At 57.3% G+C, this 19,152-nt stretch carries 24 protein-coding genes; 9 read left to right on the top strand and 15 right to left on the bottom strand.

What is annotated here, in order from left to right; genetic code table 11:
- Nucleotides 1-129: 129 nt before the first annotated feature.
- Together LA5095_RS11870 and LA5095_RS11865 are read right to left on the bottom strand one after the other, a co-directional pair.
- Complete coding sequence (locus tag LA5095_RS11870; RefSeq protein WP_055115114.1) at nt 130-834, bottom strand: RT0821/Lpp0805 family surface protein; 705 nt, start codon at nt 832-834, stop codon at nt 130-132.
- On the bottom strand, nt 831-1,373 hold the full coding sequence (locus tag LA5095_RS11865; RefSeq protein ID WP_208992646.1) for an RNA polymerase sigma factor: 543 nt from the start codon (nt 1,371-1,373) through the stop codon (nt 831-833). The genes LA5095_RS11870 and LA5095_RS11865 overlap by 4 nt, the downstream gene beginning before the upstream one ends.
- A gap of 174 nt (nt 1,374-1,547) precedes the next feature.
- Between LA5095_RS11865 and LA5095_RS11860 the strand changes: the two genes are divergently transcribed.
- Both LA5095_RS11860 and LA5095_RS11855 read left to right on the top strand, forming a co-directional pair.
- A complete protein-coding gene (locus LA5095_RS11860) occupies nt 1,548-2,015 on the top strand; it encodes a hypothetical protein (protein WP_055115112.1) in 468 nt (155 codons plus the stop codon).
- A gap of 20 nt (nt 2,016-2,035) precedes the next feature.
- Entirely contained in the window at nt 2,036-2,425 is a 390-nt protein-coding gene (locus LA5095_RS11855) for an RT0821/Lpp0805 family surface protein (RefSeq protein ID WP_208992645.1), read from the top strand.
- On the opposite strand, the gene LA5095_RS11850 is transcribed toward LA5095_RS11855, so the two are convergent.
- The 5 genes from LA5095_RS11850 to LA5095_RS11830 form a co-directional block, all read right to left on the bottom strand.
- The gene (locus LA5095_RS11850) at nt 2,426-3,127 is read right to left on the bottom strand and encodes a rhomboid family intramembrane serine protease (protein ID WP_055115108.1); all 702 of its coding nucleotides are present in this window, start codon (nt 3,125-3,127) and stop codon (nt 2,426-2,428) included.
- A 36-nt stretch (nt 3,128-3,163) separates the two neighbouring features.
- The gene (locus LA5095_RS11845) at nt 3,164-3,739 is read right to left on the bottom strand and encodes a cob(I)yrinic acid a,c-diamide adenosyltransferase (RefSeq protein WP_055115106.1); all 576 of its coding nucleotides are present in this window, start codon (nt 3,737-3,739) and stop codon (nt 3,164-3,166) included.
- A 38-nt stretch (nt 3,740-3,777) separates the two neighbouring features.
- Nucleotides 3,778-3,975 carry a twin transmembrane helix small protein gene (locus LA5095_RS11840; protein WP_055115104.1) on the bottom strand — a complete coding sequence of 66 codons (198 nt, stop codon included), beginning with the start codon at nt 3,973-3,975 and terminating at the stop codon, nt 3,778-3,780.
- A gap of 45 nt (nt 3,976-4,020) precedes the next feature.
- Entirely contained in the window at nt 4,021-4,893 is an 873-nt protein-coding gene (locus LA5095_RS11835; protein ID WP_055115102.1) for an SDR family NAD(P)-dependent oxidoreductase, read from the bottom strand.
- Between the two features lie 69 nt (nt 4,894-4,962).
- The gene (locus tag LA5095_RS11830; RefSeq protein ID WP_082442507.1) at nt 4,963-6,201 is read right to left on the bottom strand and encodes a ubiquinone biosynthesis hydroxylase; all 1,239 of its coding nucleotides are present in this window, start codon (nt 6,199-6,201) and stop codon (nt 4,963-4,965) included.
- 128 nt (nt 6,202-6,329) lie between these two features.
- Between LA5095_RS11830 and tesB the strand changes: the two genes are divergently transcribed.
- Nucleotides 6,330-7,196, top strand: coding sequence for an acyl-CoA thioesterase II (gene tesB / locus LA5095_RS11825; protein WP_055115101.1), 867 nt, complete (start codon nt 6,330-6,332; stop codon nt 7,194-7,196).
- A gap of 25 nt (nt 7,197-7,221) precedes the next feature.
- Here the strand turns inward: tesB and LA5095_RS11820 are convergent, their stop codons facing one another.
- The 5 genes from LA5095_RS11820 to gloB all read right to left on the bottom strand — a co-directional run bounded on the left by LA5095_RS11820 (nt 7,222) and on the right by gloB (nt 9,897).
- Entirely contained in the window at nt 7,222-7,749 is a 528-nt protein-coding gene (locus LA5095_RS11820) for a DUF6653 family protein (RefSeq protein WP_144435963.1), read from the bottom strand.
- A 91-nt stretch (nt 7,750-7,840) separates the two neighbouring features.
- Nucleotides 7,841-8,278, bottom strand: a complete 438-nt coding sequence (locus tag LA5095_RS11815) for a hypothetical protein (protein WP_144435962.1) — start codon at nt 8,276-8,278, stop codon at nt 7,841-7,843.
- Nucleotides 8,275-8,721 (bottom strand): cupin domain-containing protein, encoded by a 447-nt coding sequence (locus tag LA5095_RS11810; protein WP_055115096.1) that lies wholly within the window; start codon nt 8,719-8,721, stop codon nt 8,275-8,277. Before LA5095_RS11810 ends, LA5095_RS11815 begins: the two co-directional genes overlap by 4 nt.
- A gap of 54 nt (nt 8,722-8,775) precedes the next feature.
- Nucleotides 8,776-8,991, bottom strand: a complete 216-nt coding sequence (locus LA5095_RS32030; RefSeq protein WP_082442506.1) for a hypothetical protein — start codon at nt 8,989-8,991, stop codon at nt 8,776-8,778.
- A gap of 123 nt (nt 8,992-9,114) precedes the next feature.
- Complete coding sequence (gene gloB / locus LA5095_RS11800) at nt 9,115-9,897, bottom strand: hydroxyacylglutathione hydrolase (protein WP_055115647.1); 783 nt, start codon at nt 9,895-9,897, stop codon at nt 9,115-9,117.
- A 149-nt stretch (nt 9,898-10,046) separates the two neighbouring features.
- On the opposite strand from gloB, the gene LA5095_RS11795 reads away from it, so the two are divergent.
- Complete coding sequence (locus tag LA5095_RS11795) at nt 10,047-10,847, top strand: class I SAM-dependent methyltransferase (RefSeq protein WP_055115092.1); 801 nt, start codon at nt 10,047-10,049, stop codon at nt 10,845-10,847.
- A gap of 113 nt (nt 10,848-10,960) precedes the next feature.
- Here LA5095_RS11795 and metW read toward each other — a convergent pair whose 3' ends face one another.
- The gene (gene metW, locus LA5095_RS11790; protein WP_055115091.1) at nt 10,961-11,593 is read right to left on the bottom strand and encodes a methionine biosynthesis protein MetW; all 633 of its coding nucleotides are present in this window, start codon (nt 11,591-11,593) and stop codon (nt 10,961-10,963) included.
- Nucleotide 11,594: 1 nt separating this feature from the next.
- A complete protein-coding gene (metX, locus tag LA5095_RS11785; RefSeq protein WP_055115089.1) occupies nt 11,595-12,797 on the bottom strand; it encodes a homoserine O-acetyltransferase MetX in 1,203 nt (400 codons plus the stop codon).
- 227 nt (nt 12,798-13,024) lie between these two features.
- Here metX and LA5095_RS11780 point away from each other — a divergent pair, with 227 nt between their 5' ends.
- The 3 genes from LA5095_RS11780 to LA5095_RS11770 are packed head-to-tail and all read left to right on the top strand — an operon-like array spanning nt 13,025 to nt 15,980.
- A complete protein-coding gene (locus LA5095_RS11780) occupies nt 13,025-13,885 on the top strand; it encodes a chorismate mutase (RefSeq protein WP_055115645.1) in 861 nt (286 codons plus the stop codon).
- Entirely contained in the window at nt 13,882-15,018 is a 1,137-nt protein-coding gene (gene hisC / locus LA5095_RS11775) for a histidinol-phosphate transaminase (RefSeq protein ID WP_082442504.1), read from the top strand. The genes LA5095_RS11780 and hisC overlap by 4 nt, the downstream gene beginning before the upstream one ends.
- 17 nt (nt 15,019-15,035) lie before the next feature.
- Nucleotides 15,036-15,980 carry a prephenate/arogenate dehydrogenase family protein gene (locus tag LA5095_RS11770; protein ID WP_055115087.1) on the top strand — a complete coding sequence of 315 codons (945 nt, stop codon included), beginning with the start codon at nt 15,036-15,038 and terminating at the stop codon, nt 15,978-15,980.
- Here the strand turns inward: LA5095_RS11770 and LA5095_RS11765 are convergent.
- Nucleotides 15,964-16,869 carry a polyprenyl synthetase family protein gene (locus tag LA5095_RS11765; RefSeq protein ID WP_055115641.1) on the bottom strand — a complete coding sequence of 302 codons (906 nt, stop codon included), beginning with the start codon at nt 16,867-16,869 and terminating at the stop codon, nt 15,964-15,966. The genes LA5095_RS11770 and LA5095_RS11765 overlap by 17 nt on opposite strands.
- 203 nt (nt 16,870-17,072) lie before the next feature.
- On the opposite strand from LA5095_RS11765, the gene LA5095_RS11760 reads away from it, so the two are divergent.
- Nucleotides 17,073-18,293, top strand: a complete 1,221-nt coding sequence (locus LA5095_RS11760; RefSeq protein WP_055115085.1) for an SAM-dependent methyltransferase — start codon at nt 17,073-17,075, stop codon at nt 18,291-18,293.
- Complete coding sequence (gene mtgA, locus LA5095_RS11755) at nt 18,280-19,023, top strand: monofunctional biosynthetic peptidoglycan transglycosylase (RefSeq protein WP_055115083.1); 744 nt, start codon at nt 18,280-18,282, stop codon at nt 19,021-19,023. Before LA5095_RS11760 ends, mtgA begins: the two co-directional genes overlap by 14 nt.
- The last annotated feature ends 129 nt before the right edge of the window (nt 19,024-19,152 follow it).

Raw genomic sequence — 19,152 nt, 5'->3', positions numbered from 1 at the left:
CGCGATAGGGTGTAACGTCGAAATTTGCCGGGCTTGGAAAAACATGCGTCGCAATGATGATAGTTCGCAATGCAGCATTGCGGCGGAACATCGCCCGCCGCGCCCGTGTTTCAAATGAAAACGGATTGGTCAGATTCCGGTGTCGGCACCTTGCGGCTCGAACTTGTCGGAGACCGGTTCAGCAAAAACCGTCGTCCACGTGCCGTTTTCGTCCCTGCACGCAGTGCCCCTGATCGTCAGGTCAAGATTGCTGAAATTCGACTGTCTGGTGTATTCACGGCACCAGTGCCCGCTTTTGCTTTTATATGTCTTGATTGGTGTGAGCACGTCCGTCCAGGCACCGTCCTGGCCGATATAGACGGGTTCACCGCTGACGCGGGTCTCAAGGGCCTCCTGCACGGTCTGGGTAAGCAGAATACGTTCGGTCTCCATATGAGCCGCGAGCGAGGCAACGGCAGTGTCCATGCGGTTCTGCATCCAGAAAGCAGTGAACATGAACGTCCCTGCGACCAGAACCACGGCTGCGGCAATCTGAACCATCGGGCTCGACCAGAATGGCTGAGATCGTGGGACCTGCCCACCATCGAGCTTGCCGAACTCGCGGTCTATAACGTCGCGAAACCGGGCCATGCTTTCATCGGGAATTTCGGCAGGAAGCGCCCTTTGCAACAGCGCATTGTCCTCCGCCAGCAATCGCATGAGGTGATCGCCCTCGCCGGTTTCGTTGATTTCATTCAAAAGATCGACACGTTCTTCCCGGCATCCTTCGCCGTCCAGAATCCTGCCGATGTTTTCTGCAAGCAGTATTTGCTCGCGTTTTTCGTCAAATGTCATGACATACCTCCTGGCATGCTGCGCAATGCGACCCCTGGTGCCGTGTCTTTTGCTTCCAGAAATTCTCTCAGTTTCAAACGTGCGCGGGCGAGTCGGCTGGTGACTGTGCCGATCGGAACGCCGAGTTCTTCTGCCACGTCCTTGTAGCTCTGTCCTTCAATGGCAATTTTCAAAAGGACTTCTCGATTGTCCTCTTCAAGTTGCCCGATGAACGATTGAACCTTCTGCAATTCCAGACTGCTGGCAGCTGCTTTCGCGCCGTCGTAGCTTTCTTCAAAATCCATCATTGCCAAATCAAACAAACGGGCCCGGTTTGCCCCGTCCCTTACAGTATTAAAATATAAGTTTTGCAGGATACGAAACATCCAGCTGTCGAGACGCGTAGCGGGGTCGAACTGATCCAGTGACCGAATCGCACGCTCGCACGTCGTCTGAACCAAATCATCCGCCTGATCCGGATTCCGGCACAGTCTCAACGCAAAACTCCTCAATTTAGGGAGCAAACGGATCATCTCCGTTTTCAGTGCTTCATCAGACAAGAAGTTCTCCGCAAAACCGCTCTCAGAGGGACAACACGCAAACTGATCTTTCAATCCCGACTTTTTTTGATTTATGCTGCGGAAGAAGTGAGACCACCGCGTGTTATGTGTGCGAGGGGAAAAACCGTTCCTGCGCTTAGTCACCATAGCAAATTGCCGAAAAGCTGAAACCCAATGAAACACGCCCGTCAGAATTCATTGCAAGACCGCCTCTCTGCGATGTTCCGCATTCTGCCGGGTGTTGCGGCCTCGGCGGTGGTGTTCTCTCTCGTCTTCTTCAGCCCCTTGTTTGACTGGAAGGACTCCATCGCTGCGGCTGCGCAATCCGGAGAAGGCGGCGGCGGCGGCAAAAGCAGCGGTGGCGGAAGCAACGGCGGCGGTGGTGACACCGGTGGACGAGGCGGCGGCGACGGCAGTTCCGGCGGCAGCAGCGGTGGTGAGAGCGATACGTCCAATCGGCAAAAGAAAGCCCCGTCAAATTCCAATGGAAATTCGAACGAATCTGCCTCAGAAAAGTCTAGATCTGACGGTCTGATGGATCGTATATTTGGGGGCCCCGCGTTCGGGGGCGACAGTGAGCCTTCCGGCGGCGCTTTGTCCAGAAGCGAAGAAAGGGAGGCGATTCAAAGCGGCTGGCGATAGATCCAAGAGGCGGGATCAACTTGGGAAATTACGGTAATCTGCTCCCTGCAAGGGTCGTGCTTGCAGCAGCATGTTTGGCGGCGGCACCTGCATGCACGATGGTGTCCACACAGGATCAGTCTGAGCCACTTGTCCCTTCCGTATCGACGACACTGGAGACAACCGATCGCTCAATGGCGAACGAGAAACTGCAGCTGGCTTTGGAAAAGTCGCTTTCAGGCGAAGCGACGCGCTGGCAAAACCCGATAAGCGGGGTAAAGGGATCCGTGACACCGCTTAAAACGTGGAAAACGACCGAGGGTACCTATTGTCGATCCTACAGCGAAAAAATAACTCTTTCGTCCGGAAAATCACTCAACCGCGAGGGTGTCGCCTGCCGCGCAGAAAATGCCGTCTGGAAATCCGCCTGATTACCCGGTTGGGTCCAGATTTCTGTCGAATAGAGGCACGCCTTTACGGCGAAAGAATACGATCAGGATGGCACCTGCAACCAAGCCCCCGACATGGGCAATCCAGGCAACCTGACTGTCCTCGGCAACAATTGCATTGAATATCTGATAGACAATCCACGCGCCGAGGAGCCATTGTGTCGTCAGGCGCAGCGGGATACGCCCGAAGGCCAGCACCCAGACCTTGACCCGCGGATGCAGCATCAAATAAGCCGCAACGACACCTGAAACCGCTCCCGATGCACCTATCAGCGGGGTGTCCGAATTCAGGTCCAGAACCGCGTAGGCCAGTCCAGCTATAACGGCACACGCCAAGTAGAAAACAAGATACCGAAAATGCCCCATGGCATCTTCGACATTGTCGCCGAACACCCACAGGAACAGCATATTGCCGATCAGATGCATGAAGCTGCCGTGCAGGAATGCGTAACTGATCAGCGACATCCAGTCCGGCAATACCTGAAACTGGGGCGCCAGGTCCCGGATATCAAACAAGACAACCGGAATCAGTCCGTGGGAAATTGAAGACGCACCAACCGCCTGCAGCTCTCCGGCACCCTGAAAACCCAGAAAAATGACCACGTTAACGGCTATGAGTGCAAGATTCACATACGGTCGCGGTACGTGATCCAGCTGATTTTGATCATGAAGCGGAATAAACATTCAACAATCGGTCTCCCACGGATGCCGGAACAGGGTCTATCGGTTCTGGCCAGGCACCCACAGAACGTCTTGTTCGCCCTTTTCATTCAAAAAGCGGGAAGCGACAAAGAAGTAATCCGATAGCCGGTTCATGTACCGTATTGCTGCCGGGTTGATCTTTTCATTGGGGGCCAGTTCCACCATCAGCCGTTCCGCACGGCGGGAGACGGTACGCGCCAGGTGGAGATGAGCAGAAGCGCCGCTTCCCCCCGGCAGCACAAATGATCTTAAAGGTGTCAGCTCGGAATTGAGATCATCGATCGCGGTCTCGAGCGCGGTCACCTGACTGTCTGTGATGCGGAGTGGCTCGTATCCGAGATCCTGGTCGGTCTCCGGTGTTGCAAGATCGGCACCAAGGTCGAAAAGGTCGTTTTGAATCCGGCCCAGCACCAGATCTACTTCGGGCGCAGATCCCGACGTATGCAGCCTGACAAGACCGACAACGGCATTGGTTTCATCCACAGTCCCGTAGGCATCGATCCTCAGGTCGTTTTTCGGGCGCCTCTCACCTGTTCCCAACGCGGTCGTGCCGTCATCACCGGTCTTGGTATAAATCTTGTTCAGGACAACCATGTTGTTCCGTTTCTCCCGTTACTGCCTGTTCGAACGCGCTATTGGCCGGAGCCGAAGAAATACAGGCCACCCATAACCAGTACAATTACCAGAAACTGCAATCCGACGCGCCAACGCATCAGCATCTGCGAGCGATTCGCCGGGCCGTTCCGGAACATGTTCCAGATGCCGAGAAAGAGCACAATCGCCACGGCCGCCATGCCGACCGGAATGAGAATATTGAAGAGTTCAGCCATGTCTTTTCCCTGTCAGACCAACATCTTGCGGCAAGGTGTTATTTGCTATTCTTCCGCGTCAGCAGCTTTTATGCAAAACCGGTCGAGAAGACCGGTGGAAAGCATCCGCTTCGCGACTGCCATGACGGTGGTCGGCACCGTGACATGATACCGCGCTTTAGGTCGTTTGGCTTCCACAGCATGAATGAGCCGTTTCACAACCGCGTTCGCTGGCAATTTGAACGGTCCGGGTTCTCCTGCCTCCATGCGTACCCGCCGCTTCACATAGGTCTCACGGAATATCGAGGAATTCAGTCCGTCTTCACCGATCCATCGATCAAAATTGGCGAGTGCGTTCTGCGTGAACCGGGTGTCGATCGGGCCCGGCTCAATGAGCGAAACATGCAGACCGCTTCCTTTGAGCTCCTGCCGCAAGGTGTCTGTATACGCCTCCAGCGCGAATTTGGATGCAGTATATGCGCCGCGGAATTTGAGTGCCACCAACCCGAGTACCGAAGAACACTGAACGATTCGTCCCGACTTGTTCGACCGCATCGCCGGGATGAGGCGCCGCGTCAGGTCGTGCCAGCCGAAAAAATTGGCTTCAAACAGGGTCCTGAGAGCGTCAGGAGGGATATCCTCAAGAGCGCCCGGAATGGCATAGGCGCCATTGTTGAAGACGGCGTCCAGCCTTCCGTCGGTCAGGTTCAGGACTGCATCCGCTGTTTGACGAATGCTCTCGGGATCCTCGTAGTCCAGCCGGAAAACTTCGAACCCCTGGGAGGAAAGCCGGTCAATGTCTTCCTGTTTTCGAGCTGTTGGAAACACCCGCCAGTTCCGGCCACGCAGGATATGCGCCGCTTCGGCACCAATTCCTGAAGAACATCCGGTAATCAGGATGGAACGGGGTGCGGTGTAACCCTCGGGCTTTTCATTCATTCAGGGCAGATCCAGTCGCATTGAAACCTCGGCAGGTGGCTTGCGCCACAGCTGACATGGCAAGTCCTATCAGATTGGCTCCCCGGAAAGCAATTTCGGTACCGGTCCGGCAAACCCTGCGGCTTCCTTGATGAACTGGCTTTTCAGTCCCGGCATTCTATCCACCAGTCCGAGGCCAAAATCACGAACCGCCCGAAGAACGTCGCTGTCGTTTGAAAACAGGCGATTGAGCACATCTGTCACGACCCCCATCTGGAATGTGTCGAAGCGCCGCCAGCGCTGGTATCTTTCCAGTACATCAAATGCGCCAAGGTCCTGCCCGAGACGGCGCGCATCGATCAGAACTTCTGCCAGTGCGGCAACATCCTTGAAACCAAGGTTGAGTCCCTGGCCGGCAATCGGGTGAATGCCGTGCGCTGCGTCGCCGATCAGCGCAAATCTGGGTTTGACGAAATCGCGCGCGAGTTTCAGGCCAAGAGCGTACGCCCGTCGCGGGCCCGCTACTTCGAGGGTTCCCAGATGATGACCGAACCGGCGTTCAAGTTCGAGTTCGAATGTGAAATCGTCCGACTTCACCAAACGGTCCGCATCCAGTGTTTTCTCGGTCCAGACGAGAGACGACCGGTTGTCCGGCAAGGGCAGGATCGCAAACGGGCCAGCTGGAAGAAAGTGCTCTTCCGCCCTGCCGCCATGTGGTCGCTCGTGCTTGACCGTGGTCACGATTCCCGACTGGCCGTAGTCCCAGTTGACCGTGCGGATTCCGGCCAGATCCCGCAGTTTCGACCGGACGCCATCTGCCGCGACCAGCAGGCGCCCCTTCAACACCGCGCTGTCCGCCAGTTCGAGCTCGACATGGTCCGAAAGGGTGCGAAAGGTTTCGGCTGTTCCCGGGGCAAAGAAGGAAACGCCCAGAGATCTTGCAGCTTCATAGAGTGCCGGCATCATGATGCCGTTCGGCATCATGTGCGCGAATGGCTCGCCCTCGGCCGTCTCACCTCCGAATGTCAGAAAAACGGGGCGTACCGTGTCCCGCAGTTTGCTGTCTGTTACGATCATTTCGTTGATCGGCTGGGATTCGGCTTCGATCTGCTGCCAGATACCCAGCTGGGTCAGCATTCGGGACGCAGCTGCCGCGATCGCCGATGCCCGGGGATCCTTGTGAAGTTGATCCATTGGCTTGGGATCTACAACGGCGCATTTCACTCCGGGATCACCCTGTTTCAATGCCACTGCCAGAGACAGCCCGACATATCCGCCCCCTGCGATCAGGACATCGAACATGTCTGTGGTTTTCGTTTTCTTCGCCACCCGATTTCTCCTGGCCCCGGTTTCCCTAGAGGCATCTTGACTTTAACGTCAGGTCCCGTTCAAGAGTGCGCATCTGGATCGTCTTTTCCAGCGGCTTTTGAGCAGCACTTGTAACAGGGATCACGCCGATGAACACGGCCATCGACAACCTTCTGCAGATACTTGACCTGGAACCGCTGGAAAGCAATCTGTTCCGTGGTCGCAGCCCCCAGGTTGGCTGGCAACGTGTGTTTGGCGGACAGGTAATCGGCCAGGCGCTTGTCGCGGCGTCCCGCACGGTAGTCGAAGACCGCCACATTCATTCCCTTCACGGCTATTTCCTGCGTCCGGGCGACCCTAAGGTTCCGATTATCTATGAAGTCGACCGGATTCGGGATGGCGGCAGCTTCACCACAAGGCGCGTGGTCGCCATACAGCACGGCGAGGCGATTTTCTCGATGTCCGCCTCTTTCCAATTGCTCGAAGAGGGGCTTGAGCATCAGATCGACATGCCCGACGTTCCCAAACCGGACGATTTGCCAAGTGATCGGGAAATGAAGGAAAAATTTCTGTCCGTCGCCCCGGAAAACGTCCGACGCTACTGGGAACGGGAGCGGCCGATCGAAATGCGACCCGTGGAACTCACTCATTATTTCAGCAAGAAACCACTGCCACCCACGCAATATGTCTGGGTCCGGGCAACCGGAAAACTCCCGGACGATGAGCGCATACATCAGTGTGTTTTGGCATACGCATCAGACATGACGTTGCTTGACACATCGCTGTTTCCGCACGGAACCTCTGTCTTCAGTCCGAAAATTCAGGCTGCCAGTCTCGATCACGCAATGTGGTTTCATCGACCTTTCCGGGCAGATGAGTGGTTGCTCTATGCCACCGACAGCACATCCACGTCGGGCTCGCGCGGCATCAACAGAGGATCGCTCTTCTCCATGGACGGCAGGCTTGTCGCCTCTACAGCTCAGGAAGGCCTGATCAGGTTGCGCAAGAAGACCTGAGGCGGGCTGCTCTCGCGCATCTGCGTCAGAACGTTTTTGACCAGTCGGCATCGTCCCAGGCCTGATAGACAGGATGTGCGTCCTTGACGTCTTGCCAAAGCCAGGCCATCCGATCCACAAACCAGACTTTTGAAACCACCACGGCAAGCCAGCTGGTCAAGGCCAGCCAGAACGCGGCTGAAACAATCCCCCAGATTGTCACGAGCAGAAAGAGACCGCCAAGTCCGCTCGTCAGATAGGCAAAGACAAGATGTTCGTGCGGAATGGGGACTCTCTTGCGATTCAGGAAGGCCCTCTCCCCCAGAACGCCACTGGCAGCCCAACTCTTCGCGCTTGAAGGCGCGGGAAAAAATCTGGGATTGATAAAGATCCACATCGATATGATGCCGATTGGCAGCACTGACCACCAGCCGATCCAGTGGATACTCCAGATCGCCAGGAACAAGGGGAGGCTTGATGCGATGCGCGTATAAACGCTCCATGGATTCGCATGCCGGCTCCACGTCCTGTCATCCATACGCATCAAGGATTCAGCGCCACGAAACAGGTCCAAGAAATGTCCTTTCAGATTGCGACCTCGACAGGCCTTTATCCTGGAATTCAAATCGAGCCGACCGAACAGTGAAAGAACCGCGCTGCGTGGCTTATTCGAATGTCTTGATCTGTTCCTTGTCGTCCGTTTTGTTCTCGCCTGCAAAACGTCCGGAGAAAAACCAGTAGATACCTCCAGCCACTATTCCGGCAGGTACCAGGAAAAGCGATTGAGTCAGTGTTTCCTGATCGAGCCGCTGTGTGAGGAGAGGAAAGAGAAGATAACCCAAGCCACTTGAGAACACGACGTAATAAAGGACGTTTTGTCTCGCACTGGCTTCGCACACCATGATGTAAAAAACAGATGGTAGAACCGTATACATAAAAATGAGTATGGAAATAAAAGCATAAATAATGACGATACTTGAATCCAGTTCTCTCGGGCCGCCGGTGTCCAGGAAATTCAGCGTCAGTGTGAACACCAGGCTCGAACAAAGCACGCTATAAAAATAGCCAAGAATGATTCGCCTTCTGAACAAGAGCCGCTTCACGATTGCGCCGGCTCCCAACCCTCCGGCGCCATCTTGAATCCGGCGAATTGAAAGCCGGGCGCAACGGTGCAGCCGACCAGCGTCCAGGAACCCAGCGACCGTGCCTGTTGCCAGCCATGGCGCGGGACGATGCCCTGTGGGCGCGCACCGCTGACAAGGTCGTTTCCGAGTTTAAGCACCTGTTTCCTGTCCCCGTCGGGACTTATGGACAGTTCAAGTGGCGCACCCGCATACCAATGCCACGTTTCGACCGCGTCTACCTTGTGCCAACGCGACAGAACCCCCTCGGGAAGCAGGAAGTAGATCAGCGTCGAGGCCGCCCGGCCCTCCTGGTCGGTGACCTCGTCCCGAAATGTCTCGACATAGTAGCCTCCCTCAGGGTGAGGTTGCATCTTCAGAAGATCAACGACCTTGGCTGCGGTCAGGCTCGCGGAAACTGACATGACATCCGGTGTTTCTTTTTCAGGAAAGTGGGGAAGGGAAGCGCCGGTCTTCCCTCAGGACGGATTGGATTCAGAACAAAAAGCGAGATCGTCGATGGTTTCCCGCAAAGCGGCAACAACTTCCTCATAAAGGATCTGCATGTCCAGCTTGTGACCGCCGCCATCATTGACGGGGATCGGTTCAGCCTGGCTGACGATGCGGTGAACGACGTCCTGAGCGCGCTGTTCGGCAGTGCGTGAGATGGACGTAACAGTACTTGCGGGTGTCATGGATTCTGCCCCTACATGATCACAATGAAGTGCATATGGGGGCAGAAGCCGGCGTTTTAAGGTTTCGGATGCAGAAATCACTGGCGTAAATCGAACAGCTGAACGATCGGCAACGAATCGGTATCAGGCGTTGTCCTTGCGTGTGCGAATTTCGGAAAAAACCTCGACTGCCGGTTTGCCTTCCATGCCGAGGGCCTGTGCAACAGATGCCTCGGCGGCACGCAGAAACGGGTTGGTGGCCTTCTCCTGCGCCATCGTGGTGGGAAGGGTCGGCTCGCCGCGTGAACGCAGCTCCGCGACTTCCGCCGCGCGCGCCTTGAGATCACTGTTTCCCGGGTCGATGGTCAAGGCGAACTTCGCATTGGCTTCGGTATATTCGTGTCCACAGTAGATTACCGTGTCATCCGGCAGTTCGCGTCCCAGCTTTTCCAGGGACGACCACATCATTTCCTTGTCGCCTTCGAACACGCGCCCGCAGCCGAGCGAGAACAGGGTGTCTCCCGTGTGGGCCATCTTGATGTCGGGAATGTACCAGGAAATCTGATCAAGCGTGTGTCCCGGGGTTGCGATGGCCTTGATCCTGTAAGGTCCGCAAAGGATGTGATCGCCATCATCCACGGTCCGGTCAAGCTCCGGAATTTTCTGGCTGGATCTTGCCGGTCCGCAAACATTCGCGGTTGTTGCCTGTTTCAGTTCACCCAATCCCTGCACGTGATCCCAATGATGATGCGTGATGAGGATATGGGTCAGCTGCCAGCCTTTTTCTTTCAGCGCATTTTGACAGGTTGATGCATCCGGTACATCGAATGCGATTGTGGTGCCGCTGTCGCTGTCATGCATGAGCACGCCGAAATTATCGTTGAGACAGGGGAACTGGTAGATCTCGGTGGTGTCGCTCAAGGCCATGAAGAAGGATCCTGAAGTGATTGACTTGTTGTTCGCCACAGTGGCAAACAGGAAGCCGGAGGGCAAGACGGCAATGCCGGTGCTTTGGGTCCTCACGGAGGTAAACTCCGCCTCAGACCGTTTGGAACTCGTTTGCGGGTCGTGCCCTAATGTATCTCGACGTTGTCCATTTGCGTGCCTTTTACGATCTGCCTCTCGGACAGTTGCTCCGGAGCCTGATCGGAGCGCCGGTACAGGGCATGTGGCCGGAATTGAAGGGTCAACGGCTCCTGGGGCTCGGCTATGCAGGCCCCTTCATGCGTCCTTATCTCGATACCGCCGAACGCGCGATTGCAGCGATGCCCGCGCCGCAGGGGGCCGTGCCATGGCCGCGGGAGCGAGACAGTTCCTGCACACTGGTGGAAGATGCCGCCCTGCCGTTTCCGGACATTTCCTTCGATCGTCTCATGCTGGTGCATGCACTTGACCACTGTTCAGACCCCGAAGCCGTCCTGAGGGAAGCCTGGCGTGTCCTGGCACCCGGTGGACGATTGATTGCCGTCGTGCCGAACCGGCGTGGCCTTTGGGCACAGTCGGAGCTGTCTCCATTCGGTTACGGCCGGCCCTATTCCGGCGGTCAGTTGAAGGACCTGCTCAAGAGTTGCCAGTTCAATGTCCTGAGAGACAAGGAAGCGTTGTTCATGCCTCCGTTCAAGGCCCGCACAATCCTCCGTGCCGCCAGAACCTGGGAGGGGATCGGCAGGAAGATCTGGCCGGTTTTTGGTGGTGTACTGGTCGTGGAAGCGGAGAAAGTCGTTTTCCAGAGCCTGCCAGCCGACGGAAAACGCAGCCGCCTGCGGGTTCTTCGGCCCGTCTTCATTCCGGAAGGTGTTGCAACCGGCCTGAAACCTGTCAGGGCGGTGCGTGCTCAAAATGGGCCATTTTCCAACGAGGCAGCAAAAGGGTCCTGAACGACTGACAGCGTTCAAACCGGCATTGACCCTGGTCCCCGCCGATCGCTTTGCCAATGGAGAAATGGAGGCGTGTTGCGCGCCAACAGACAAGCAAATTGATTTTTGCTGCCTTAACGCTTCAGCAGGAACACCGCCTGTTCGGCAACGATATTCCAGACCCACCAGGGCGCATTGACCGGGATCTTGTTGCCGCGACCGCTCAGGGCAATTGCCTTTTCGACGTCCGCGTCCAGCTCACGGCACAGTTCGACAAAATCCCTGAGCGAGCAGAAGTGAATGTTGGGCGTGTCGTACCATTCGTAAGGCAGGTACTTGGTCACCGGCATGCGCCCCCGGAAGAGCAGCTGCATCCGGTTGCGCCAATGGGCAAAATTCGGGATCGAGACCACCACCTGCTTGCCGATGCGCAGCAACTCACGCATGACCTTTTTCGGTTCGCGGGTCGCCTGCAGCGTCTGGCTCAGAATAACGACGTCGAAGGCATCGTTGGGATAATCCGCAAGATCCTTGTCGGCATCGCCCTGGATCACCGATAAGCCGCGCGCCACGCAGCGGTTCACACCAACCTGGCTGAGTTCGACGCCGCGCCCGTCGACCTGGCGCTGCCGCACCAGATGATCGAGCAGGGCACCATCCTCGGAGCCGATGTCCAGCACGCGGGCGCCGATCGGAACAAGAGAGGCGACGACCCTGTGGTCGCCCCGAACTTCGCCGGTGCGGGTCTGTCTGGGAGCAAGGTTCATGTCAGGCCTTCTCCCCCGGCGCCGGAATGCCACGCGCATGCGCGGCACCTGTCATGAAACCCTGAATGGTTTCAAACATTTCAGGCACGTCCAGCAGAAAGGAGTCATGACCGCGGTCGCTTTCGATCTCGACGAAGGAGACGTTCGCGGCCACTGCATTGAGCGCCTTGACAACGCGGCGGCTTTCCGAAGTCGGAAAGAGCCAGTCGGACGTGAAGGACATCACGCAGAACCGTGTCGCGGTTTTCTCGAAGGCGTTGGGCAGCACTCCGTCGAATTCCTGCGACAGGTCAAAGTAGTCCATGGCCCGGGTGACATAGAGATAGGAATTGGCGTCGAACCGGTCGACAAAGGTCATGCCCTGGTGACGCAGATAACTTTCGATCTGAAAATCGGCATCGAACCCGAAGGTCAGGTTTTCGCGATCCTGCAGATTGCGGCCAAACTTCTGATGAAGAGACTCGTCTGACATGTAGGTGACGTGTGCTGCCATGCGGGCAACCGCAAGACCTTTCGTCGGCCGGACATTGTCCCCGATGTAGTTGCCGCCACGCCAGTTGGGGTCAGCCATGATTGCCTGCCGCCCGACTTCGTGGAAGGCAATATTCTGTGACGTGTGCCGGGCGGCAGCCGCAATGGGAACGGCCGCGAAAACACGGTCGGGATAGCTTGCGGCCCATTGCAGAACCTGCATGCCGCCCATGGAGCCGCCGATTACAGCAAACAGTGTCTCGATGCCAAGATGGTCAACCAGCCTGGCCTGGGATCGAACCATGTCGCGGATTGTGATCACAGGGAGATCGAGACCATACGGCGTGCCTGTCTCAGGATTGATCGTTGCCGGACCGGTCGTGCCCAGGCACCCGCCGAGGACGTTGGCGCAAATGACAAAATAATGATCGGTGTCGATCGGTTTGCCGGGCCCGACCATCAGTTGCCACCAGCCCGGTTTGCCGGTGACGGGATTGGTCGACGCAACATACTGGTCGCCGGTCAGCGCGTGGCAGACGAGAATCGCATTCGATTTTTCGGCATTCAGCGTGCCGTAGGTCTCGTATGCAATCTGCCAGGGGCCGAGCCGGGTGCCCGAATCCAGTTCCAGCGGATCTTCCGCCGGAAAGCGCACAAGTCGGCTGGAAGGCGTTTCCGCTTCGTTCGCCTTCACGTCGTTGAGTGCTGCTGGAGTGTTGCTGTCAGCGGGCATGGTTCAATAGGGCGTTCTACTCGTTTTTCGAAGATACTCGGGCGGATCGAAACTAAGTGGTGCTGCAGGTACCGCAAATCCAGTCTCAATGTCCGGATCGGTGACTGCGACCAGACTGGCGACCTAGCCGTGCCGGGCTTTCAGAGTCAATGATTTCTTTTGCGTTTGCGCGATCACATGCCTATGACTATGCGCCGCTGACCCTAAAACCAAGGCTGGATTTCCTTATGTCGCAATCACCGGACGGCGGGACGACAATTGCCGAATTGCGCAGGCGTGTTGACGAGATCGACATGCGGCTTCATCAGGCGCTCATGGAGCGAGCCGAAATCGAAGCTGTGATCCAGTCTGCAGTTGATCCGGCCGTCACCAGTGCGTCTTTCTTCGATCCGGAGCGGGATGCGGAAAGTGTCCGGCAGATGGTGGAACGACACGAGGGTGTTCTGCCGCTTGCAACGGTCGAGCACATCTGGCGTGACATCATCTGCGCGTGTACCAACCTGAAGGCGGAAGCCGTCATCTATCTCGATGGTGGTGCCGAGCTGATCGAGATGCTCGATCTGGCACGGTTCTATTTCGGATTTTCCGTCGAGCTGGATCCGTGCAGCGATGCGGCCGATGTCGTCGACGCAGTCGGACTGTCTGATGGAGCAATCGGCATTGTCGCGTTGAACGACCGGGCAGAGTTGCCCTGGTGGCGTGGCCTGAGCGACTCAGGCGCCCTTGTCAGGGCGCGGTTGCCGTTCGTCATGCAGGACGACAGGCCCTCAGATCTGCCGGCGCTGGTACTTGCCAAGACCGGAAGCCTTGTCGACAACGCGGATGTAGCAGTTTATGACGCCCGATGGTCCGATCTGCTGCCGGGCAAACTGATGGATCAGGGTATTGAAGTCCTCAGTTTCTTCCGTTCGGCAAACGGTGTCGACGCCCTGCTGGCGATTTCCGGCGAGCTGACAGAAGAAGATGTCCTGAAGGCCTGCACCGATGCAGGCGCCGAGCCGGATGTCTTGCGGCAGGTCGGTGGCTACGCAACACCGATCGACGGTGATGCAGGTGACGAATTTGGCGGCGGCGAGTCGCAAGGATGAACGAGATGACGAAATTGAAGGAACCTGACGTGACCAAATCGGATCGCCCCCTGCCGAAGGCCGGTGTTCTTGACATAGCGGCTTATGTTCCCGGCAAATCCAAGGGAACTCACGGGCAAACGCTGCACAAACTCTCGTCAAACGAAACACCGCTCGGTACGAGTTCCGCGGCGAAAGCCGCGATCGAGACGGTTGCGCAGAATCTGGAACTCTATCCGGACGGTGCCGCAAATGAGCTACGTGATGCCATTGCCGAAACCTATGGCCTGCATCCGGACCGGATCATCTGCGGTGCCGGTTCGGACGAAATTCTGAGTTTTCTTGCCTACGCCTATCTCTCACCTGGCGATGAAGCGATCTATTCCGAGCATGGCTTCCTGATCTATGACATTGCCATCCGGGCAGCAGGCGCAACTCCGGTGGTTGCTCCGGAAACGGGCCTCAAGACAGATGTCGATGCAATCCTGGCCAGGGTGACCGACAAGACCAAGATGGTCTTTATCGCCAACCCGAACAATCCAACCGGCACTTATCTGCCGTTTGAGGAGGTCAAGCGCCTGCACGAGGGTCTTCCCGCGCATGTTCTATTGGTACTCGATGCTGCCTACGGGGAATATGTGCGCAAGAACGACTATGAAAGCGGCATAGAACTGGCGGCAACAACCCAGAATGTTGTCATGACGCGGACCTTTTCGAAGATCTACGGTCTTGCAAATCTCCGAATTGGCTGGGGCTTCGGGCCTGCACACATCATTGACGCACTCAATCGTATTCGTGGACCGTTCAACGTTTCCGGCATGGCGATCGCGGCAGGGATTGCCGCCGTCAAGGACAGGGAATTCGTTACGCGGGCCGTCGAGCACAACGATGCCTGGCTGCCCTGGCTGACCGGGGAGCTGGAAAGGCTTGGTCTTCAGGTCACGCCGAGTGTCGGAAACTTTATTCTTGTGCATTTCCCGGATGAAGACGGCAAGCGCGCGGTCGATGCGGATGCCTATCTTCTTGAGCGCGGCTGTGTCTTGCGCCAGGTCGGTAACTACGGCCTGCCGAATGCATTGCGCATGACGGTTGGATCGGAACAGGCGAACCGGACTGTTCTCCAACATCTGAAAGAATTTCTGGGACAAGCCTGAAGGCAGAACGACAACACATGACTGGTGCTCCCCTTTTCAATCGAATGGCCCTGATCGGCATCGGCCTGATCGGATCTTCCCTTGCACAGGTTGCCCGGCAGCGGGGCCTGGTGAACGAGATTTCCATTTCCACCCGCTCTCCCGCAACATTGCAGCGGGCGGAAGAACTCGGCCTTGGGGATTACTACGCGCTTGATGCGGCTGCTGCCGTGGAAGACGCTGACCTTGTCATTCTGTGTGTTCCGGTGGGAGCCAACGAGGCAGTGGCCAAGTGGATTGCGCCTTCACTGAAAAAAGGCGCCATCCTGAGCGATGCAGGTTCGACAAAGGAGTCGGTGGTCGAGCAGGTAAGCCCGCATGTTCCGGACGGTGTGCATTTCATTCCCGGCCACCCGATCGCGGGAACGGAACACTCAGGCCCGGACGCGGGGTTTTCAACCCTGTTCGATCAGCGCTGGTGCATTCTGACACCGCCTGATGATGTTGATCAGGAAGCTCTTCAGAAGCTCAAGACATTTTGGGAGAGTTGCGGTTCCGATGTGGACCTGATGGAGCCGAAGCACCACGATCTGGTGCTGGCGATCGTCTCGCACTTGCCGCATCTGATTGCCTACAACATCGTCGGCACCGCCGACGACCTGGCCACGGTGACCAAGTCGCAGGTGATCAAGTACTCCGCTTCCGGTTTTCGAGACTTTACCCGTCTTGCGGCCTCCGATCCGACCATGTGGCGGGACGTCTGTCTCAACAACAAGGAAGCGATCCTGGAAATGCTGGCGCGGTTTTCCGAAGACCTGTCTGCCATGCAAAGGGCGATACGCTGGGGCGACGGCCAGATGCTGTTCGATCTGTTCACCCGCACCAGAAGCATCCGCCGTTCGATCATCGAAGCAGGCCAGGAGACCGATGCACCGGACTTCGGCCGTCACGTTGCCGGCAGTCCCGTCAGTTCGAACGACTGACGATATAGTCCGCGATTGCCGCCAGTGAAACAGCGCGTCCCTCATAAACAGCCAGAAGAGTTTCGCTCTCGTTGAGCAGCTTGTTCAGTTCGGCGCGCGTTTTTTCCACACCCCACAGGCCGACAAGCGTTGCCTTGCCTGCTTCGGCGTCCTTGCCCGTTGCCTTGCCCATTGCCTCGGGGTTCGATTCGACATCAAGAAGATCATCTGCCAACTGAAAGGCTAGACCGATCACGTCACCAAAGCGGCTCATCCGCTCCAGATCGGCGACCGGTGCGCCGGCAAGGAATGCTCCGGCGCGGCAGGCATATCTAAGCAGGGCGCCGGTCTTCATCGACTGGAGCGTGCGGATTTCGGCTTCCGACCGGTCCCTGTGCTCCGATTCAAGGTCGAGCATCTGCCCGCCGGCCATGCCGCCGATCCCGGCGGCGCGTGACAGTTCCCTGGACAGGCGCAGCCGGACAGCGGGGTCGTCATGAACATCTTCGTTTGCAATCACGTCAAAGGCGAGCGTCAGAAGGGCATCACCAGCCAGGATTGCGGTTGCTTCGTCGAAGGCCCTGTGCACCGTTGGCCGGCCGCGGCGCAAGTCGTCGTCGTCCATTGCCGGAAGATCGTCATGGACAAGCGAATAACAATGAACGAGTTCCAATGCGCTGGCAGCCAGCAGGACACCGTCGTCATCGCGTCCGAACAGTTTCGCGGTTTCCATGACAAGTATGGGCCGCAGGCGCTTTCCGCCATTCAGGGCCCCGTGACGCATGGCCGCGAGCAGGCGAGGAGGGCGCGCCATCTCCTCGTCAAGCACCGCGTCGTTCAGGAGCTTGTCCAGAACTGTTTCGATTCGGCTGGCCTGTTTCGTCAGGTGCTGCTTCAAATCAAACGTCACGATGTACTCCAGGCTGTTTTTGCCGTCATTGTCCAGGGCACGATTCAATTGTAGATCCTATTTTGTCCGCGTACCGCAAGTTCCGGTTTCCCTGAAACCAATTCGCTGTATCGTCAAGACCGGATTTTGAAAAACTGACCAACTGGCTGTATTGAACAGCAAAGCGCGGCCATCGTTGGTGCCGCCGCCCCGGAGACCTGCCCATGAAATTGCTGTCGAGCCTTCTTCGTTCCTTTATCAAGCGCGGCCGCATGCGCGTCATCGATGTCGACGGAGGAGTTCACGAATTCGGATCCGGCGAGGATGGTCCGACGGTCACGATACGGCTTCACGACAAAAAGCTCTACAGGTCCCTCTTTCTCAATCCCGAGCTCGCAGCAGGCGAAGCCTACATGGACGGCACCCTGACGATGGAGGAAGGGTCGACATGCTTTGATTTCATGTTCCTGTTTTCCATCAACCGGGCTCCTCTGGGTGCGCACCCCGTGCAGGGACTTCTGCGCAAGGGCTGGAAGGCACTTCGGCGCCATCATCAGAAGAACAGCGTGGAACGCGCGAAGAAGCAGGCACGGCATCACTACGATCTTTCCACCGAGCTTTATCGCCTGTTTCTTGACGACGGGCTGAACTACAGCTGCGCCTACTACACGGATCCGGACGAGAGCCTGGAAGCCGCGCAGGACGCCAAACTGACGCATCTTGTTGCAAAGCTCGATCTTGAAGAAGACATGGAAGTCCTCGAGATCGGCGGTGGCTGGGGATCTCTGGCGATTCGCATGGCCCAGGCCGGTGCGCGCGTGACCTCGCTCAACGTGTCGCCCGAACAGGTCAAGATCGCAGAGGAACGTGTGCGTGCGGCAGGGGTGGAAGACAGGGTTTCGTTCGTCCTGAAGGACTACCGGGAATTCGAGGGACGCTTCGACAGGGTCATCTCCGTCGGCATGATGGAACATGTGGGTATAGGTCATCTCGACGATTATTTCGGCAAGGTGCGCGACTGCCTGACGGATCAGGGATTTGCGGTCATCCATTCGATCGGGCGGATGACACCTCCGGGAACGACAGGTCCGTTTATCCGCAAATACATCTTTCCGGGCGGGTATGTGCCGGCGTTATCGGAAGTCTTTGCCTCGACCGAGCGTCTTGGACTATGGGTCTGCGACACGGAAATCCTGCGGTTGCACTACTACTATACGATCCGCGACTGGCGTCTCCGGTTCGAAGGGCAGCGGCAGGCTGCCGCCGAGCTCTATGACGAGGCCTTCTGCCGGATGTGGGAGTTTTACCTGTGCGCCGTTGAACTGGGTTTCCTGCATGGCTCGAACATGGTTTTCCAGTTGCTGCTGTCGAAAGAACGGGACGCGGTGCCGATCATCCGGGACTTCATTGTCGACAACGAACGGAAGTTGAATGGGCAGAAGTAAGACCGCTGCCGGACGGGAAACGGCCAAGGGTGGAAGAACCCGCGGAAAACGTTCGTTGTGGCGGACGCTGCGCCGGCGTGTGCTGCAGCTGCTTCTGGTCCTGATCCTGCTGCCGCCTGTTCTCACAATCGTCTATTCCGTCGTGCCGCCCATCAGCACGCTGATGCTTGCACGGTATGTCCAGTTTCTCTGGGTGGACCGTCAGTGGGTGCCGCTGGAGGAGATTTCACCACACCTGGCCAGATCGGTGATTACATCCGAAGACAGCGGATTTTGCAGCAATGACGGTGTCGAATGGGATGCATTGCAGGACCAGGTCGAAGCACTCAGCGAGGGCGAGCGGCCGCGTGGCGCTAGCACGATCACCATGCAAACCGCGAAGAATCTCTTTCTCTGGGGCGAACGCTCCTATATCCGAAAGGCACTGGAACTGCCACTCGCCCTGATGCTGGACGCAATCCTGTCCAAGGAGCGGGTCCTGGAGATTTACCTGAACATCGCCGAATGGGGAGAGGGCATCTTCGGTGCAGAGGCCGCCGCACAGGCCTGGTTCGGCAAATCGGCGAAAGACCTGTCGCGCGTCGAGGCAGCCAGGCTGGCGACAGCCTTGCCGAATCCGCTTGGACGAAACCCGGCCAGGCCTTCGGCCGGGCACCGGCGCCTTGCAGCGACAAACCTGGCCAGAGTGCGGTCTGCCGGACCGATTTTCGGCTGCGTTCCGGGGAATTGACGTTCACGCTATTGAAGGTGATTCCGTCATGTTCCAATCTGCTCAAGAAAAATTCGCCTTTGGGGTGGCAAAACACTTGCGTTGCCTGTATAACGCCGCGCATTCCAACACGTTGCGTGACGCCACGCC

This window comes from Roseibium album (assembly GCF_001404515.1).
In the GTDB taxonomy this organism is placed as follows: Bacteria; Pseudomonadota; Alphaproteobacteria; order Rhizobiales; family Stappiaceae; genus Roseibium; species Roseibium album.
Note: the sequence above shows the minus strand (reverse complement) of the source record. Positions and strands in the feature narration are given on the sequence as shown.

Coding starts and splice junctions, on each gene's coding strand:
- LA5095_RS11870 (WP_055115114.1), bottom strand. CDS start 834: ATGACATTTGACGAAAAACGCGAGCAAATACTGCTTGCAGAAAACATC.
- LA5095_RS11860 (WP_055115112.1), top strand. CDS start 1,548: ATGAAACACGCCCGTCAGAATTCATTGCAAGACCGCCTCTCTGCGATG.
- LA5095_RS11850 (WP_055115108.1), bottom strand. CDS start 3,127: ATGTTTATTCCGCTTCATGATCAAAATCAGCTGGATCACGTACCGCGA.
- LA5095_RS11845 (WP_055115106.1), bottom strand. CDS start 3,739: ATGGTTGTCCTGAACAAGATTTATACCAAGACCGGTGATGACGGCACG.
- LA5095_RS11840 (WP_055115104.1), bottom strand. CDS start 3,975: ATGGCTGAACTCTTCAATATTCTCATTCCGGTCGGCATGGCGGCCGTG.
- LA5095_RS11835 (WP_055115102.1), bottom strand. CDS start 4,893: ATGAATGAAAAGCCCGAGGGTTACACCGCACCCCGTTCCATCCTGATT.
- tesB (WP_055115101.1), top strand. CDS start 6,330: ATGAACACGGCCATCGACAACCTTCTGCAGATACTTGACCTGGAACCG.
- LA5095_RS11810 (WP_055115096.1), bottom strand. CDS start 8,721: ATGTCAGTTTCCGCGAGCCTGACCGCAGCCAAGGTCGTTGATCTTCTG.
- LA5095_RS32030 (WP_082442506.1), bottom strand. CDS start 8,991: ATGACACCCGCAAGTACTGTTACGTCCATCTCACGCACTGCCGAACAG.
- gloB (WP_055115647.1), bottom strand. CDS start 9,897: ATGGCCTTGAGCGACACCACCGAGATCTACCAGTTCCCCTGTCTCAAC.
- LA5095_RS11795 (WP_055115092.1), top strand. CDS start 10,047: ATGTATCTCGACGTTGTCCATTTGCGTGCCTTTTACGATCTGCCTCTC.
- metW (WP_055115091.1), bottom strand. CDS start 11,593: ATGAACCTTGCTCCCAGACAGACCCGCACCGGCGAAGTTCGGGGCGAC.
- metX (WP_055115089.1), bottom strand. CDS start 12,797: ATGCCCGCTGACAGCAACACTCCAGCAGCACTCAACGACGTGAAGGCG.
- LA5095_RS11780 (WP_055115645.1), top strand. CDS start 13,025: ATGTCGCAATCACCGGACGGCGGGACGACAATTGCCGAATTGCGCAGG.
- hisC (WP_082442504.1), top strand. CDS start 13,882: ATGAACGAGATGACGAAATTGAAGGAACCTGACGTGACCAAATCGGAT.
- LA5095_RS11770 (WP_055115087.1), top strand. CDS start 15,036: ATGACTGGTGCTCCCCTTTTCAATCGAATGGCCCTGATCGGCATCGGC.
- LA5095_RS11760 (WP_055115085.1), top strand. CDS start 17,073: ATGAAATTGCTGTCGAGCCTTCTTCGTTCCTTTATCAAGCGCGGCCGC.
- mtgA (WP_055115083.1), top strand. CDS start 18,280: ATGGGCAGAAGTAAGACCGCTGCCGGACGGGAAACGGCCAAGGGTGGA.